This is a genomic window from Pseudomonas migulae (assembly GCF_024169315.1).
GTDB classification, from domain to species: domain Bacteria; phylum Pseudomonadota; class Gammaproteobacteria; order Pseudomonadales; family Pseudomonadaceae; genus Aquipseudomonas; species Aquipseudomonas migulae_B.
Genome location: NZ_JALJWR010000001.1, coordinates 2,334,803 through 2,351,671, shown reverse-complemented (window position 1 = coordinate 2,351,671; position 16,869 = coordinate 2,334,803). Strand labels below are relative to the sequence as shown.

At 59.5% G+C, this 16,869-nt stretch carries 15 protein-coding genes; 10 read left to right on the top strand and 5 right to left on the bottom strand.

Features of this window, described 5'->3' with window-relative positions; translation table 11 throughout:
- Positions 1 to 230 precede the first annotated feature (230 nt).
- From J2Y86_RS10785 to J2Y86_RS10770, 4 genes are all read left to right on the top strand, one after another.
- Complete coding sequence (locus tag J2Y86_RS10785; protein ID WP_253430810.1) at positions 231 to 1,835, top strand: tetratricopeptide repeat-containing response regulator; 1,605 nt, start codon at positions 231 to 233, stop codon at positions 1,833 to 1,835.
- Positions 1,832 to 2,524 carry a sensor histidine kinase gene (locus tag J2Y86_RS10780; RefSeq protein WP_253430793.1) on the top strand — a complete coding sequence of 231 codons (693 nt, stop codon included), beginning with the start codon at positions 1,832 to 1,834 and terminating at the stop codon, positions 2,522 to 2,524. Before J2Y86_RS10785 ends, J2Y86_RS10780 begins: the two co-directional genes overlap by 4 nt.
- Before the next feature lie 302 nt (positions 2,525 to 2,826).
- On the top strand, positions 2,827 to 4,068 hold the full coding sequence (locus J2Y86_RS10775; RefSeq protein ID WP_253440209.1) for a glutamine synthetase family protein: 1,242 nt from the start codon (positions 2,827 to 2,829) through the stop codon (positions 4,066 to 4,068).
- 70 nt (positions 4,069 to 4,138) lie between these two features.
- A complete protein-coding gene (locus tag J2Y86_RS10770) occupies positions 4,139 to 5,509 on the top strand; it encodes an MFS transporter (protein WP_253430790.1) in 1,371 nt (456 codons plus the stop codon).
- A 64-nt stretch (positions 5,510 to 5,573) separates the two neighbouring features.
- Here the strand turns inward: J2Y86_RS10770 and J2Y86_RS10765 are convergent, their stop codons facing one another.
- The 4 genes from J2Y86_RS10765 to flgA form a co-directional block, all read right to left on the bottom strand.
- Positions 5,574 to 6,320, bottom strand: coding sequence for a flagellar brake protein (locus J2Y86_RS10765; RefSeq protein ID WP_253430787.1), 747 nt, complete (start codon positions 6,318 to 6,320; stop codon positions 5,574 to 5,576).
- A 92-nt stretch (positions 6,321 to 6,412) separates the two neighbouring features.
- A complete protein-coding gene (locus J2Y86_RS10760; protein WP_253430785.1) occupies positions 6,413 to 6,880 on the bottom strand; it encodes a flagella synthesis protein FlgN in 468 nt (155 codons plus the stop codon).
- Between the two features lie 48 nt (positions 6,881 to 6,928).
- Positions 6,929 to 7,255 (bottom strand): flagellar biosynthesis anti-sigma factor FlgM, encoded by a 327-nt coding sequence (flgM, locus tag J2Y86_RS10755; RefSeq protein ID WP_017340202.1) that lies wholly within the window; start codon positions 7,253 to 7,255, stop codon positions 6,929 to 6,931.
- Positions 7,256 to 7,419: 164 nt separating this feature from the next.
- Positions 7,420 to 8,181, bottom strand: coding sequence for a flagellar basal body P-ring formation chaperone FlgA (flgA, locus tag J2Y86_RS10750; protein WP_253430782.1), 762 nt, complete (start codon positions 8,179 to 8,181; stop codon positions 7,420 to 7,422).
- Positions 8,182 to 8,262: 81 nt separating this feature from the next.
- Here flgA and J2Y86_RS10745 point away from each other — a divergent pair, with 81 nt between their 5' ends.
- From J2Y86_RS10745 to flgE, 6 genes are all read left to right on the top strand, one after another.
- Entirely contained in the window at positions 8,263 to 9,195 is a 933-nt protein-coding gene (locus J2Y86_RS10745) for a chemotaxis protein CheV (protein WP_253430778.1), read from the top strand.
- A gap of 46 nt (positions 9,196 to 9,241) precedes the next feature.
- Complete coding sequence (gene cheR / locus J2Y86_RS10740) at positions 9,242 to 10,069, top strand: protein-glutamate O-methyltransferase CheR (RefSeq protein WP_150633335.1); 828 nt, start codon at positions 9,242 to 9,244, stop codon at positions 10,067 to 10,069.
- A 399-nt stretch (positions 10,070 to 10,468) separates the two neighbouring features.
- Positions 10,469 to 10,876, top strand: a complete 408-nt coding sequence (gene flgB / locus J2Y86_RS10735; RefSeq protein WP_253430775.1) for a flagellar basal body rod protein FlgB — start codon at positions 10,469 to 10,471, stop codon at positions 10,874 to 10,876.
- A gap of 3 nt (positions 10,877 to 10,879) precedes the next feature.
- Entirely contained in the window at positions 10,880 to 11,323 is a 444-nt protein-coding gene (gene flgC, locus J2Y86_RS10730) for a flagellar basal body rod protein FlgC (RefSeq protein ID WP_133840425.1), read from the top strand.
- 15 nt (positions 11,324 to 11,338) lie between these two features.
- Positions 11,339 to 12,073, top strand: a complete 735-nt coding sequence (gene flgD / locus J2Y86_RS10725) for a flagellar hook assembly protein FlgD (RefSeq protein ID WP_253430772.1) — start codon at positions 11,339 to 11,341, stop codon at positions 12,071 to 12,073.
- A gap of 32 nt (positions 12,074 to 12,105) precedes the next feature.
- Complete coding sequence (flgE, locus tag J2Y86_RS10720; protein WP_253430769.1) at positions 12,106 to 13,425, top strand: flagellar hook protein FlgE; 1,320 nt, start codon at positions 12,106 to 12,108, stop codon at positions 13,423 to 13,425.
- A gap of 292 nt (positions 13,426 to 13,717) precedes the next feature.
- Here the strand turns inward: flgE and J2Y86_RS10715 are convergent, their stop codons facing one another.
- On the bottom strand, positions 13,718 to 16,612 hold the full coding sequence (locus tag J2Y86_RS10715; RefSeq protein ID WP_253430767.1) for a ribonucleoside-diphosphate reductase subunit alpha: 2,895 nt from the start codon (positions 16,610 to 16,612) through the stop codon (positions 13,718 to 13,720).
- Positions 16,613 to 16,869: the final 257 nt, after the last annotated feature.

The window sequence follows — 16,869 nt, the reverse complement described above, 5'->3', positions numbered from 1 at the left end:
TTGCCAACGACGGGAGCGTCCTGGCCCGGGGCGGGAGCTGGCGCTTTGCAATAAATCAGGATAATCCCGTTTTTCGATAGCACCTTCAATTATTTAGCGCGTCTGCGCAGCCCTTTGAAATTTGGACTCCAGCTGCGCAAATGCATTCCCATTTCTTCAAGTGAATGACCCTGCTGGCCGATAACCCGGACAGTCATGATCTTCTTCTTAAAATTGCCTGGAAATCTTCGATGCTGTCGTATCACCAAAAGCGTTTTCTGATCGTCGATGATTTCTCCGATTTCCGCAGTTCGGTCCGTTCCATGCTGCGTGAGCTGGGCGTCAAGGACGTGGACACCGCCGACACCGGCGAGCAGGCGCTGCGCATGTGTTCGCAGAAGTCCTACGATTTCATCCTGCAGGATTTCCACCTCGGCGACGGCAAGAAGAACGGTCAGCAGGTGCTCGAAGACCTGATGGTCGAAAAGCTGATCAGCCATGAAGCCGTGTTTGTCATGGTCACTGCCGAGACCAGCCAGGCGATGGTACTCAGCGCCCTGGAGCATGAACCCGATGCGTACCTGACCAAACCGTTCAACCGCTCGGGCCTGGCTCAGCGCCTGGAGCGTCTGGAGCAGCGCAAGACCTTGCTCAAGCCGATCCTGCAGGCGCTCGATCGCGGCAAGCCGGTCGAAGTGCTCAATGCCTGCATCGCCCTGTGCAAACAGGACATCCGCTATTCGCCGCTGTGCCTGCGCTACCGCGCCGATGCCCTGCGTGACTTGAATCAGAATGAGGCGCTGGAGCGTCTCTACGACGGCATCATTGCCGATCGGCCATTGCCGTGGGCGTTTGCCGGGCTGGGCCAGTTGCTGTTCAAGCGCGGTCAGGTCAGTCAGGCCAAGGGCGTCTACGAAAAAGCCCTGAAAGTATTCCCGATGATGCCGGCGCTGTACGACGGCATGGCCGATGTACTGGTTGCCGAAGGCGACACCAAGGCAGCGCAGCAGGTATTGGAGGAGGCGATTCGCTTGTCGCCGCTGGCCGTGCGCCGCCAGGCGTTGCTGGGCAAGTTGGCGATGGCCAACGAAGATTTCGACACGGCGTCCAAGGCTTATCGACAGGCGGTCAGCCAAGGCGCCCAGTCACGCTTCAAGGATGCTGAAAGTAACCTCGGCCTGGCCCATGCCTTGATCAGCAAGGGCAGCGAAAAAGGCCTGGATACCCGCACGCGGCTGGAGATCAACACCACGCTGAGTGCCGTGGCCAAGGAAAACCCATCCGACCCTGGCCTGCAGATTCGTGCGCGGCTGATGAAGGCCACCAGCCTGTTGCTCAACGATGCCGAAACCGCGGAAAAGCTCACCGAGCAAGCCATGCTGCGCCTGGATGGCATGGAGCAGTTCATGAGTGCCGAAGCGGCGCTGTTGGTGGCCAAGCAGTTGCAAATGCTCGGTCAGGCCGATGCCGGCGCCTCGATGTTGAAAAACTGCGTGGAAATCTACGGCGACGATCCGACCGTGATGAAAAACATCGCCAAACTGACCGACGACCCGACCATCCTCAACTCCGGCAACGATGCGGCGGAACTCAACCGTCAAGGCGTGCGGGTGTACAAGACCGGCAACCTGGTGGAGGCGCGGGCGGCGTTCCGCAAAGCCCTGGCGATGCAACCGAAAAACATCAGTATCGCGCTGAACATGGCGCAGTCGCTGCTGCACGGCACCGACACCAGCGTGGCGTCGGCGGAACTCGAAGAATGTCGGGCCTGCCTGAAAACGGTCGGCCTGATGCCCGACACCGACGCGCGGTATGCGCGTTACCAGAAACTGAAAATCAAGGCGTTCGGCGCATGACCCAAAACGACCCGGCACTGGATTTCTCCACGGTGATCGCTTCCACCGTGCATGACATGAAGAACTCGCTGGCGATGTTGATGCAGGCCCACAGCCAATGGCTGGCGCGCCTGCCCGACCCGACGCGACACACCCCGGAGCAGGGCGTGATCGAATTCGAGTTCGCCCACCTCAACGGCATGCTCGTGCAGTTGCTGGGGCTGTACAAGCTCGGCGTCAATCAGATGCCGTTGCAACCGGCTTATCACGAACTCGATGATTTCATCGAAGCGCAGCTGGCCTGTCACCAGGACGTGTTCGCCAGCCGCGGCATCATGGCGACCTACGAAGTGGACCCGCTGAGCCCGCTGGGTTTCTTCGACCGGGAGCTGATTGCGTCGGTACTGGGCAATTGCATCAACAACGCGATCCGTTATGCCCGGCATGCGGTGTTGATCAGCGTCAGCGATGAGGCCGGGCAACTGGTGCTAACGATCAACGATGATGGCGACGGATACCCGACGGAAATGATCGAGCGTCAGGCCGATTACGTGCAGGGCATCAACCACAGCAGCGGCAGCACCGGCCTGGGGTTGTATTTCGCCGGGCGGATTGCCGCGTTGCATCAGCGCAACGGCATCGGCGGACGCACCGAAATCAGCAATGGCGGCCCGTTGGGCGGCGGCGTGTTCAGCCTTTATCTGCCCTGAGCGCAAAAATCCTGTGGGAGCTGGCTTGCCAGCGATGGGGCCTTTGGATTCTGCGTCGATCTTCTGGACGCCATCGCTGGCAAGCCAGCTCCCACAGAGAGCGAGGTTATTTGTCAGTTGAGTGCTTGATATTCCGAACAGGCGGAGCCTATTTTGTACGGTCGCCGTTCGCGGCTTGCACAACAACAAAGGATTGCGTCATGACAACCGATGGCCAGCGTTCACTCGCGCAGCGACTGACGGGCATTGATGAGATTGAATGTGTTACGCCGGACCTGAATGGCGTGCCCCGTGGCAAGGTCATGACGGCCGAGGGGTTTCTCGAAGGACGGCGGTTGCAGATGGCGCGGGGTGTGCTGCTGCAATGCATCATGGGCGGATATCCGCCAGCGCGTTTTTACGGCAGCGATGACGGCGACCTGGCGCTGGTGCCCGATCCCGCGCAGATTCACCGCTTGCCCTGGAGCAAGCAACCACGTGCCTTCGCCATTTGCGATGCCGACGAGCTGACCGGCCAGAGCTCGAATCTGTCGACCCGTGGCCAACTCAAGGCGGTGATCGCACGTTATGCGGCACTTGGCCTGGCGCCCGTGGTAGCGACCGAACTGGAGTTCTTTGTCTTCGCGCCCAATACCGACCCGACGCAACCGTTCCAGCCGCCGCTGGGCCTGGACGGTCGGCGCGAGGATGGCCATTCGGCGTTCAGCGTCAGCTCCAACAACGGCTTGCGCCCGTTCTTCAGTGAAGTCTACGAATGCATGGCGGCACTCGGTTTGCCGCGCGATACGTTCATGCACGAGATGGGCGTCAGCCAGTTCGAGATCAATCTGCTGCACGGCGATCCGCTGCTGCTGGCCGACCAGACGTTCCTATTCAAGCATCTGCTCAAGGAAGTCGCGCTCAAGCACGGCCTGACTGTGGTCTGCATGGCCAAGCCGCTGGCGCACACGCCGGGCAGTTCGATGCATATTCACCAAAGCATCGTCGAGATCGGCAGCGGGCGGAACGTGTTCAGCGACGAGGCCGGTGAACCGACCGCGACCTTCCGTCACTTCATCGGCGGCCAGCAGGCGGGCATGGCGGATTTCACCGCGTTGTTTGCGCCGAACGTAAATTCCTATCAGCGCTTGTGCCATCCGTTCGCATCACCCAACAATGCCTGCTGGTCCCACGACAATCGTGCGGCCGGTTTACGGATTCCGGCCAGTTCGCCGGCCGCTCGTCGGGTCGAGAACCGCTTGCCGGGGGCGGATGCAAATCCGTACCTGGCGATCGCCGCGAGCCTGGCAGCGGGGCTGTACGGTATTGAACACGCGCTGGAGCCGAGCGCAGCGATCCAGGGTGAGTTCGAGGTGCCGGATAATCTTTCGTTACCGTGTACCTTGCATGCCGCCCTCGAACGTCTGAAACGTAGCCAATTGGCGAAGGAACTGTTCGGCAAGGAGTTCATCGAAGGCTACGTCGCTTCGAAGACCCTGGAGTTGACCAGCTTCTTTGATGAAATTACCCCCTGGGAGCGCCGTGTCCTGGCCGCCCAGGCCTGACGAACCTTCGTCTTCGGGCTATCTTTGCGGATAGCCCGTTTCTCACCGCAAGGAGCCGCTCGGAACGCCGATGCGCCAAATCTGGAAACCCTTTCGAGCGCTGTATTTTGCCTCGCTGATGATGTTGATCGGCTCGGGCTTGCTGAGTACTTACCTGGGCTTGCGCCTGGCGGCCGACCATGTCGACAGCCTGTGGGTCGGTGCGCTGATGGCGGCCAACTATTTTGGCCTGGTGCTGGGGGGCAAGATCGGTCACCGGTTGATTGCCCGGGTCGGGCACATCCGTGCCTATTCGGCCTGCGCCGGGATCGTCGGGGCGGCGGTGCTGGGCCATGGCCTGGTGGACTGGCTGCCTGCCTGGATCTTTTTGCGGGTCATCGTCGGCCTCGGCATGATGTGCCAGTACATGGTCATCGAAAGCTGGCTCAATGAGCAGGCCGAAGCCTCGCAACGCGGAACGGTGTTCAGCGGTTACATGATCGCGTCCTATCTGGGTCTGGTGTTGGGGCAATTGATTCTGGTCATGCACCCGGCGCTCGGTCTGGAGCTGTTGATGCTGGTCGCCCTGTGCTTTGCCCTGTGCCTGGTGCCGGTGGCCCTGACGCGGCGGATTCACCCGGCGCCTCTGCACCCGGCGCCGATGGAACCGCGGTTCTTCATCAAGCGCGTACCGCAGTCGTTGAGTACGGTGCTGGGGGCAGGGCTGATCATTGGTTCGTTCTACGGTCTGGCGCCGCTGTATGCCTCGCAGCAAGGGTTGTCCACGGAGCAGGTCGGTCTGTTCATGGGTAGCTGCATTTTTGCCGGCCTGCTGGTGCAGTGGCCGTTGGGCTGGCTGTCCGACCGTTATGACAGGGCGCTGTTGATCCGCTGCTTTGCGCTTTTCCTCGCCGTTGCCGCCTTGCCGTTGGCGATCATGAAACAAGTGCCGCTGGAGGTGCTGTTTATCGCCGGCTTCCTCTGTGCTTTGGTGAAGTTTTGCCTGTATCCATTGGCGGTGGCGTTCTCCAACGACCACGTCGAGGGCGATCGCCGGGTGTCGCTGACGGCGATGCTGCTGGTGACCTACGGTGTCGGCGCCAGTATCGGGCCGCTGGTCGCCGGGGTGCTGATGAAGATGTTCGGCAGCCAGATGCTCTACGCCTTCTTCAGTTTCTTCGCGTTGGTGCTGGTGTGGCGAATCCGTCCGAAAGCGGTGACCAACCTGCACCAGGTGGACGACGCGCCGCTGCATCACGTCGCCATGCCGGACAGTATGTCGAGTTCGCCGCTGGTGGCGTGCCTTGACCCGCGTGTCGATGAACAAGTGGTGCAGGACCAGATGCAGAGCCCGGTCAATCCTGAGCCGAGCCCTGAACCAGAGACCGAGACAGAAACCCCTCGCTCTCCGGAAGACCCGGACACGGGTCGTGAGCAAAGCTTCACCGAGGCCAGGCCTTAAAACCCGGGCATAAAAAAACGGGCAGTCACCGCAAGGGACTGCCCGTTTTTCATGCCGCTTCGAATTACATGTCGTCTTTGTCGAAGCGTCGCGCTTCGCGCTGAAGCTGATAGACGAACCGCTCGACCTGACGCTGCACCAGGCCGCTCATGTTATGAAAGCGGATGCCGGCGAAGGTGGTGGAGATTCTTTCTTCGAAATGCAGATAACGCAGTTCGACCGGTGCCGTCATCTTGCCAAAGGGCAGGGCGGCGGAGAAACGGTCGTAGACCTGGCCCAGTTGCAGGCTGCCGGTGATGTCACCCTCGAAGCGCAACTTGCAGCCGGTGGCGGAAATGTCCAGCAGCTTGCCGCTGATCGGTGCCTTGAGCTTTTCACCGTCCAGTTCGACGCTGACCAGCTGGGCCAGCTTCAATGCCGCACGAAATGCATTGCGGCGCTGGTGATAGACCACTTCATCCGGCAGCGGGCCGCGATAGCAGCGACTGTCGCCGGATTCGTCGATGGTCAACTGGCCGTTGCTTTCCCAGGCAATGCGTACGCCTTCGTGAAAGCCTTCGACCTTGAACGGTTCGCCGGCCAGGAGGAAACGCTCACCGTCACGCGGGATCATTTCGTCGAGCGCCATGGTGCGGCCTTCGCGGTCCACGTCCACCAGATAGCTCTGGAAACGCTGGGTGCGCTCATGGAACGTGATGATCAGTGGATCATGGCTTTCTTGCAGTTGGCGCAGGTTGCCGGAGATTTCCAAAGGCGTGGTAAGCACCTTGGGTGGCTGCGGGGCATCTTCCGCGGTTAAGGCATTGGACACGGTTCATCAATCTCCAGACAAAATATGACTACGGCTGGCCAGTATATTGCCAGCATGTTGCGAGTCTTGATAGGGCGTGGTCATTGGAAGGCTCAAGCCTGACTGAGCGGGCGTGGCTTCGCAAGCTTGGCGGTTGATCCGCGGGCATCATAAAGGGCTGGCGGTTCGCCGCCGGTGAGGATTTTCAGCTGGTTGGCCGTGGCGGCCTGCTGGACCAGGATCGACTGGCCATTATTGGCGTTCGCCGCCTGGCATTGAGCCAGAAGGTCGGTCAGCACATCGCTCTGCGCCAGCAACTCTTCGCCGATGCTCGAATGGCTGGCCAGTTGCTCCAGACCGTTGCGATTGAGCGGCAGATTGAGGCTGGCGAGGATTTCACTGCGCTTGCGGCCATGCTGTTCGAGCAGAATGATCAATGCCTGTTTCTGCGCCAGAATTTCTTCGAGCAGTGGCATGTCACGACCGTGCAAGGCGAGGGACTCGGTTTGCAGTAACTCCAGCAAATGTTGCGCTGGAGCAAAGTCGTCGGTGATCAGTTGCAGTAAATTAGTGTCGTGCATGGCTGGCCTTGGGTTTTAAGCGTCCAAAAGCCTGGCGCGGGCCGTAGCCTAGCGCTGGGCTTCGAAGTTGAGCAGTTTGCTGGCTACACGGTTGCTGTCGACTTTGTAGCTGCCATCGGCAATCGCTGCTTTCAACTCGGCCACGCGGGCTTTGTCGACGGCAGGCTGATCGCGCAGCTTGTCAGTGACCTGTTGCAACTGTTGAGCCTCATTGCTGAGGTGTACCGATTCCCCGCTTTTGACGGTACTGGCCTGTTCGGCCGGGGTATTCAGCGGCGCGGATTTGCCGGCTTCGGCGGTTTCCTTGGCAACGCTGGTACGTGTACTGCCCGTAAGTGACGAGGAACTGTTCAAACGGCTGAAATCGATGACCATGGTAAAAAACCTCTGAGTATTTGGACGCTTGCCATGTTTTCGGCTCTCCCTGTGAAAACTTTAGACCCATTTATCAATGAGCCTGCATGCGCCAGCACTTCTCCTGCATGCGGCACAGTTTAGGGAACAGCCTCGGGCAACGCCACTTCTTCAGGAAAGGGTGCCTACATAGACACTTCCACCTGACCCGGCGCGGTGACCTGCGCCTTGATGACCCGCTTGGAGTTGAGGTTTTTCACGCGAATCTGTTCGCTCATGCCGCCGTTGGACATTGCTTCGCCGGGCATTCGCACGCTGAGCGTACCACTGCGGGCGGTAATGACCACCTGATCGCCCTTGCGAATGACTTCTGCCTGTTCGAGGTGGACGAGGGTAATCACCTGATCCGTGACCATTGGTCGGGTAAGTCGTTGGCCGATCGCCTGGTCGAGGGTCGTCAGGTAACCCTGGTTGATCAGGCTGACATCGCGTTCGCGCAGCAGCACGTCAGCGGGCTCGACAATGTCGGCGCGGCGCAGCGGGCGAGCAGTGGTCACGACGTCGCGAAACAGGCGGACTTGAGCGGGTACGAACACCGTCCAGGGGGAGGTTCCCTCGCAGCGAACCTTGACCGTGACCCGGCCCAGCGGCTTGGCCGGGCTCTCGAGACTGGCTGTCAATTCCTTGTCGCACATGGGCATGCGCAGTCGCGGATCGAGCTGGTTGACCTGGATTTCGTAGCGACCTTCCGTTTGACTGGTAGCCAGATAGTCTTCTACGGTGAATTCAAGAAAGCCCTGGGTGACGCCGATAAGCATGTCAGGCAAGGTAACCGCGTCAGCAAGGGCAGGGCTGCCAGCGTTGAACAGGCAAACAGCCGACATTGCACAGAGCAGTCTGCGAAAAGGCGATGTCAGGTGTCGGAAAAATGTCGGTTCTGTGTTCATAAGAGTTAAAAAGCAAGCGCCGTGCCGTTTAGTGATGAATGTGCGTCGCAACACACTTAGCGTTGGTGTAGGAGTCTGGGCATGGCTGGTGTAATGGATTCGGTAAACCAGCGCACGCAACTGGTAGGGCAGAATCGTCTGGAGCTGTTGCTGTTCCGTCTCGACGGCCAGCAGCTGTATGGGATCAACGTTTTCAAGGTTCGCGAGGTGCTGCAATGCCCCAAGCTGACCCTGATGCCCAAGTCCAATCCTGTCGTGTGCGGTGTGGCAAATATCCGGGGGGCGACCATTCCGATCCTTGATCTGGCAATGGCGACCGGTTCCGGAGCGCTTAAAGATCAAAGCAATCCCTTCGTGATCATCACGGAGTACAACACCAAGACCCAGGGTTTCCTGGTGCGCTCGGTCGAACGCATCGTCAACATGAACTGGGAAGAGATTCATCCGCCTCCCAAGGGCACAGGACGCGATCATTACCTGACGGCTGTGACTCGGGTCGACAATCAGTTAGTCGAAATCATCGACGTCGAGAAGGTCCTGGCGGAAGTGGCGCCGACACCGGAAGCGATTTCCGTCGGTGTGGTCGATGTCGAGACCCAGCACAAGGCACTGTCGCTGCGGGTACTGACGGTCGATGACTCGTCGGTGGCGCGCAAGCAAGTCACGCGTTGCCTGCAGACGGTCGGTGTCGAAGTGGTGGCGTTGAACGACGGACGGCAAGCGCTGGATTACCTGCGCAAGCTGGTCGACGAGGGCAAGAAGCCGGAAGAAGAGTTCCTGATGATGATTTCCGACATCGAGATGCCGGAAATGGACGGGTACACCCTGACGGCCGAAATCCGCAACGACCCTCGCATGCAAAAGCTTCATATCATCCTGCATACTTCGTTGTCGGGTGTGTTCAATCAGGCGATGGTCAAGAAAGTCGGTGCCGATGACTTCCTGGCCAAATTCCGTCCTGATGACCTGGCATCCCGGGTAGTCGACCGGATCAAAGCAGCAGATATCAGCTAGGGGCCTTCTGCCCCTGGCGGTCAATACGATTTAAGAGGCGGCATCATTGTCTACGGGTAATTTGGATTTCGAACAGTTCCGGGTCTTCCTGGAAAAAGCCTGTGGCATTTTGCTCGGTGAAAACAAGCAGTACCTGGTCTCGAGCCGTCTCAACAAACTGATGGAGCAGCAAGGCATCAAGTCCCTGGGTGAGCTGGTCCAGCGCATCCAGACCCAGCCGCGCAGCGGTTTGCGCGAGATGGTGGTGGATGCCATGACGACCAACGAAACCCTGTGGTTTCGTGACACCTATCCGTTTGAAGTCTTGAAGAACAAGGTGCTGCCCGAAGCAATCAAGGCAGCTCCCGGCCAGCGTCTGCGGATCTGGTCGGCGGCGTGCTCGTCGGGGCAGGAACCGTATTCGCTGTCGATGTCCATCGACGAGTTCGAGCGGGTCAACATGGGCCAGTTGAAGATGGGCGTGCAGATCGTCGCCACTGATTTGTCCGGCACCATGCTGACCAACTGCAAGACCGGCGAGTACGACAGCCTGGCTATCGGTCGCGGTCTGTCGCCCGAGCGCCTGCAGCGTTACTTCGACCCGAAAGGGCCGGGGCGCTGGGCGATCAAGGCGCCGATCAAGAGCCGGGTGGAGTTTCGCTCGTTCAACCTGCTGGACAGCTACGCGAGCCTCGGCAAGTTCGACATCGTGTTCTGCCGCAACGTACTGATCTACTTCTCCGCCGAGGTGAAGAAAGACATCCTGTTGCGCATCCACAGCACGTTGAAGCCGGGCGGTTATCTGTTCCTTGGCGCGTCCGAAGCGCTGAACGGATTGCCGGACCATTACCAGATGGTCCAGTGCAGCCCGGGGATCATTTACCAGGCGAAGTGATTTGTTGGCAGCATCAAAAAACGGGAGTCCTCAGGGGCTCCCGTTTTTTTTGCCTGATGATTTCTCAAACCCGCCACCGATCCCCTGTAGGAGTGAGCTCTGTGGCGAGGGGATTTATCCCCGTTGGGCTGCGAAGCGGCCCCGGCATTTCTAAGTTAAACCGTTACGACTGCTGCGCAGCCGAGCGGGGATAAATCCCCTCACCACAGGGTCAGGTGGTGTTCTCCGGAGCGTGTGAAGCGGCAGAAAAGCGGCAGACGGCGGAAACCCGTTGCCGCTTTTCTGGCATTGCCGCCTTGCCCCTGCCCGCAAAGCCCCGGTTTACGGGCTTTTCTGAATTGGCACGCTGCTTGCTATGTTCATCGTACGAAAAATCAGGTCACCCGAAGGTTTCCCGACATGAGCATCAGCTTCGATAAAGCGCTCGGTATCCACGAACAGGCCCTGGGCTTCCGCGCCCAGCGTGCCGAAGTCCTGGCCAACAACATCGCCAACGCCGACACCCCGAACTACAAGGCTCGGGATCTGGACTTCTCGAAAGTGCTCGCCGAGCAAAGCGAGAAAACCAAGAACGGCACTTTCGCCTTGAACATGACCAACAACCGTCATATCGAAGCGCAAGGCCTGGGCAATGGCGACGAGTCGCTGATGTATCGCACGCCGATGCAACCGTCGATCGACCAGAACACCGTGGACGCCCAGCTGGAACAGTCGAACTACGCGGAAAACGCGGTCAACTTCCAGGCGAGCTTCACCCTGCTCAACAGCAAATTCAAAGGGCTGATATCCGCCCTGCGTGGAGAGTAAGTCATGTCTCTAGCCAGTGTTTTCAATATCGCCGGTAGCGGCATGAGTGCCCAGACCACTCGCCTCAACACCGTCGCCAGTAACATCGCCAACGCCGAAACCGTCTCGTCGAGCATCGACCAGACCTACCGCGCTCGTCACCCGGTGTTCGCCACCATGTTCCAGGGGGGCCAGAGCGGCGGCAGCGATTCGCTGTTCCAGAGCCAGGACGCCGCGGGCCAGGGCGTACAAGTGCTGGGCGTGGTCGAAGACCAGAGCAATCTTGAAGCGCGCTACGAACCGAACCATCCGGCGGCCGATGCCAAGGGCTACGTCTACTACCCGAACGTCAACGTGGTGGAAGAAATGGCTGACATGATTTCCGCGAGCCGTTCGTTCCAGACCAACGCCGAAATGATGAACACCGCCAAAACAATGATGCAGAAGGTCCTGACCCTCGGTCAGTGATAAGGGGCGACTCAGATGAGTGTTACCGATACCACCAGCGGCCTTAGCCTCAAAGACATCCTGGCCAACTCTTCGATCAAGACCAACACCACTCCCGATGGCCTGGCGTCCGCGACGAACAGTGCCACCGGCAAGAAGGCCCTGGGCAAGGACGCGTTCCTGCAACTGCTGGTGACACAGCTGAAGAACCAGAACCCGCTGGAGCCGCAGGACAACGGCGAGTTCGTTGCCCAGTTGGCGCAGTTCAGCAGCCTGGAAGGCATTACCACGCTCAATGACACCGTGGGCGGCCTGGCGACCAACCTGGCGGGCAGCTTGAGCTCGTCCCAGGCGTTGCAGGCGTCGTCGCTGGTGGGCCGTTCGGTCATCGCGCCGGGCGACAAGGCGGTGGTCGACACCTCCAAGAGCTTCACCGGCACAGTCGCCGTGCCTTCGGCGGCCGATCCGGTCAAGGTCAAGATCACCGATGCCGATGGCAAGGTGATCCGCACCATCGACCTGGGCAGCCAGAAAGCCGGCAACGCCAGCTTCATCTGGGACGGCAAGAACGATGCCGGCGAAGTGGCCAAGGCGGGTACGTACACCTTCGGCGCCACGGCGACTTACGACAGCAAGGCGACTTCGCTGGTCACCTACCTGCCGGCCACCGTTACCAGCGTGACCATCAGCCAGACCGGCGGTGAGTTGATGCTCAATCTGGCCGGGCTGGGCAGCGTTGCCCTGTCCAAAGTACAAACCATTGGTATGTAAGAGCCGACTAACCCGGCACAAAGGAGTGGAATATGTCTTTCAATATCGGCCTTAGCGGTCTCTATGCAGCCAACAAACAACTGGACGTGACCGGCAACAACATCGCCAACGTCGCGACCACCGGTTTCAAATCGTCCCGTGCGGAATTCGAAGACGTTTACTCGGCCACCAAGCTGGGTTCGGGCAGCAAAGTCATCGGTAACGGTGTGCGCCTGGCCAACGTTTCGCAGCAGTTCACCCAGGGTGACGTCAACAACACCGGCAACGTGCTGGACATGGGCATCAACGGTTCCGGCTTCTTCGTGCTGAACGACAACGGTTCTCTGTCCTACACCCGTGCCGGTACGTTCAAGGTCGACAAGGACGGTTACGTCACCAACAGCGATGGCTCTGCGCGTCTGCAGGGGTATGGCGTGGATGCCAATGGCAAGATCATCAATGGCGTGTTGACTGACCTGCGCATCGACACGTCGAACCTGGCGCCAAAAAACACCTCCACGGTGTCGTCGACGATCAACCTGAACTCCACCGCACCGGTTATCGATCAGGTTGCCACCCCGTTCGACCCGACCAAAGAAGCCTCCTTCACCAAGCAGTTCAGTACCAAGATCTATGACACTCAGGGTAACGAGCACATCATGGATCAATTCATGGTGAAGACGGGCGCGAACACCTGGAAAACCTACACCCTGATTGATGGTCGCAACCCGAATGGCACCGACCCTAGTCCTACCGCGGTTCCGCTGAACCTGCCGGTCGCTTCGACCATGGTGTTCGATACCTCGGGCAATCTGGTTTCGGTCACCACACCGGCCGTTCCGACGCCGATCGTCAGCCCTGACCTGACGGTCACCGGCTGGATTCCCGGTACCGTAAAGAATGGCGTGTGGACACCGAACGGCGCTACCTCGGGTGTCGTTACAATCTCCATGGCCAAAACCTCGCAGTACAACGCCGACACCGCGCGTTCGATTCCTTCGCAGAACGGTTACGCCACCGGCCAGATCACCAACCTGACCATCGACAGCAGCGGTGTGATGCTGGCCAACTTCAGCAACAGCCAGACCAAGGCCATCGGCCAGATCTCGCTCGCCAGCTTCACCAACGAGCAAGGTCTGCAGCCAGTGGGCGGCACCAGCTGGAAAGAAACCTTCGCGTCGGGTATCCCGGGCTACGATGCGCCGAACACCGGCACCTTGGGCGAGATCCACTCCAACTCCCTGGAAGAGTCCAACGTCAACCTGACCAGCGAACTGGTCGACCTGATCAAGGCGCAGAGCAACTACCAGGCGAACGCCAAGACCATCTCGACTCAAAGCACCATCATGCAGACCATCATTCAGATGACCTGATGCTGGTTGGTTGATTGCTGCAAAAAGAACCCCTCGAAAGAGGGGTTTTTTTATGGGCGGGATTTTTCTCTGGGGCTTGGGTTGTTTGTGCCGGCCCTTTCGCGGGCAAGCCTCGCTCCTGCAGGATATGCGTCGTTCAGATGAACAGCGCGATCCCGTAGGAGCGAGGCTTGCCCGCGAAGGCGTCAGACCAGTCACCACATTCCTCCAGGCAAAAGAAAACCCCCGATCAATCCAGAGGACCGATCGGGGGTTATCCAGGTAAGCGCCTTTCAGCGCCTACCGGCTCGGCTTATTGGCAAGCTTCGCAATCCGGCTCGTCGATGGCGCAAGCCTTCGGCACTGGAGCAGGGCCGGCTGGCGCTGCCAGGACCGAATCTTCACCGTGGTTGCCACCGCTGGAAACAGCGTTCAGCTTGCCGGTGTTGATGGTCGACTTCTCGGTGCTGGTCGCGGCCAGGGCACGGAGGTAGTAAGTGGTTTTCAGACCACGGTACCAGGCCATGCGGTAGGTCACGTCCAGCTTCTTGCCCGAGGCGCCAGCGATGTACAGGTTCAGCGACTGAGCCTGGTCGATCCACTTCTGGCGACGGCTTGCTGCGTCGACGATCCACTTGGTGTCCACTTCGAAGGCAGTCGCGTAGAGCTCTTTGAGTTCTTGCGGGATGCGCTCGATCTGCTGCACCGAACCGTCGTAGTACTTCAGGTCGTTGATCATGACCGAGTCCCACAGACCGCGAGCCTTCAGGTCGCGTACCAGGTACGGGTTGATCACGGTGAATTCGCCCGACAGGTTCGATTTCACATAGAGGTTCTGGTAGGTCGGTTCGATCGACTGCGAGACGCCAGTGATGTTGGCGATGGTCGCGGTCGGCGCGATGGCCATGATGTTGGAGTTACGAATGCCTTTCTGTACACGGGCGCGAACCGGTGCCCAGTCCAGGGATTCGTTCAGGTCAACGTCGATGTACTTCTGGCCACGCTGCTCGATCAGGATCTGTTGCGAATCCAGCGGCAGGATGCCTTTGGACCACAGCGAACCCTGGAACGTTTCGTAGGCGCCGCGCTCGTCGGCCAGGTCGCAGGAAGCCTGGATCGCGTAGTAGCTGACCGCTTCCATCGACTTGTCGGCGAACTCGACGGCAGCGTCGGAACCGTAAGGAATGTGCTGCAGGTACAGCGCGTCCTGGAAGCCCATGATGCCCAGACCGACCGGACGGTGCTTGAAGTTGGAGTTCTTCGCTTGTGGCACCGAGTAGTAGTTGATGTCGATCACGTTATCGAGCATGCGGACTGCGGTGTTCACGGTGCGTTCCAGCTTGGCGGTGTCCAGCTTGCCGTTGACGATGTGGTTCGGCAGGTTGATCGAGCCCAGGTTGCAAACGGCGATCTCGTCCTTGTTGGTGTTCAAGGTGATCTCGGTGCACAGGTTCGAGCTGTGGACCACGCCGACGTGCTGCTGCGGGCTGCGCAGGTTGCACGGGTCTTTGAAGGTCAGCCATGGGTGGCCGGTTTCAAACAGCATGGACAGCATTTTGCGCCACAGGTCTTTGGCCTGGATGGTCTTGAACAGCTTGACCTTGCCCGGGTACTCGGTGAGGGCTTCGTAGTACTCGTAACGCTCTTCGAAGGCCTTGCCGGTCAGGTCGTGCAGGTCTGGAACTTCAGACGGCGAGAACAGGGTCCACTTGCCGTCATCGAAGACGCGCTTCATGAACAGGTCAGGGATCCAGTTGGCAGTGTTCATGTCGTGGGTACGACGACGATCATCACCGGTGTTCTTGCGGAGTTCGATGAACTCCTCGATGTCCATGTGCCAGGTTTCCAGGTAGGCGCAGACAGCGCCTTTGCGCTTGCCACCCTGGTTAACGGCAACGGCGGTGTCGTTCACCACTTTCAGGAACGGCACGACGCCCTGGGATTTGCCGTTGGTGCCCTTGATGTACGAACCCAGCGCACGAACCGGCGTCCAGTCGTTGCCCAGGCCGCCTGCGAATTTCGACAACATGGCGTTGTCGTGGATTGCGTGGTAGATGCCCGACAGGTCATCCGGCACGGTGGTCAGGTAGCAGCTCGACAGCTGTGGACGCAGGGTACCGGCGTTGAACAGGGTCGGCGTCGAGGACATGTAGTCGAAGGACGACAACAGGTTGTAGAACTCGATCGCACGGTCTTCTTTCTGCTTCTCTTCGATCGCCAGGCCCATGGCCACGCGCATGAAGAAGATTTGCGGCAGTTCGAAGCGGATACCGTCCTTGTGGATGAAGTAACGGTCGTACAGGGTTTGCAGGCCCAGGTAAGTGAACTGCTGGTCGCGCTCGTGGTTGATCGCCTTGCCGAGTTTTTCCAGGTCGAAGGTGGCCAGGACCGGGTTCAGCAATTCGAATTCGATACCCTTGGCGATGTACGCAGGCAGCGCCTTGGCGTACAGGTCGACCATCTCGTGGTGGGTCGCGCTGTCGGCGACGCCAAGGAAGCCCAGGCCTTCGGCACGCAGGGTGTCCATCAGCAGGCGGGCGGTCACGAACGAGTAGTTTGGCTCACGTTCAACCAGGGTACGGGCGGTCATCACCAGGGCGGTGTTGACGTCGGTCAGGGCCACGCCGTCGTACAGGTTTTTCAGGGTTTCGCGCTGGATCAGGTCGCCGTCGACTTCTTCCAGGCCTTCGCACGCTTCGGTGACGATGGTGTTCAGGCGACCCATGTCCAGCGGTGCGAAAGTGCCGTCGGCGCGGGTGATGCGGATCGACGGGTGAGCGTTGACCGCTTCTTCCGCCGGGGCGTGGGCAGCGCGTTGTTTCGAGCGACCGTCGCGGTAGATCACGTAGTCGCGGGCCACTTTCTGCTCGCCGGCACGCATCAGGGCCAGTTCGACCTGGTCCTGGATTTCTTCGATGTGGATGGTGCCGCCCGACGGCATGCGACGCTTGAAGGTCGCGGTAACCTGTTCGGTCAGGCGGGCAACGGTGTCATGGATTCGCGACGAAGCGGCAGCGGTGCCGCCCTCAACTGCGAGAAACGCTTTGGTGATCGCGACGGTGATCTTGTCATCGGTGTAAGGAACGACAGTGCCGTTACGCTTGATCACGCGCAGCTGGCCTGGCGCGGTGGCGGACAGATCCGAATTCGAATCAGCAGCCTGCGGCAAGGTGCCCTGCGGGTTCTCGCGAGTTGTGTCGGTTTGCATGGGGGAGTGTCTCCACATTCTCTATGTTTGTTTGAGCACCTTCATGGTGCCCACCGTTCTGTCCTGAAGCACTACAACCGACGTGGTGTCGGGCATAACAACTTCGGGACAGTAGGAAAAAGGCTAATGATGCCGCTTCCTTGCCGAAGTCTTTGGTCGCGGGCCTGGGCTCGTGACCGGATTCCATTCAGGGTGGCAGTAATGGCTGCAACACCCGTACCGTTCTGGCCTTACCGACCCGAAAAAACGGTGCCATC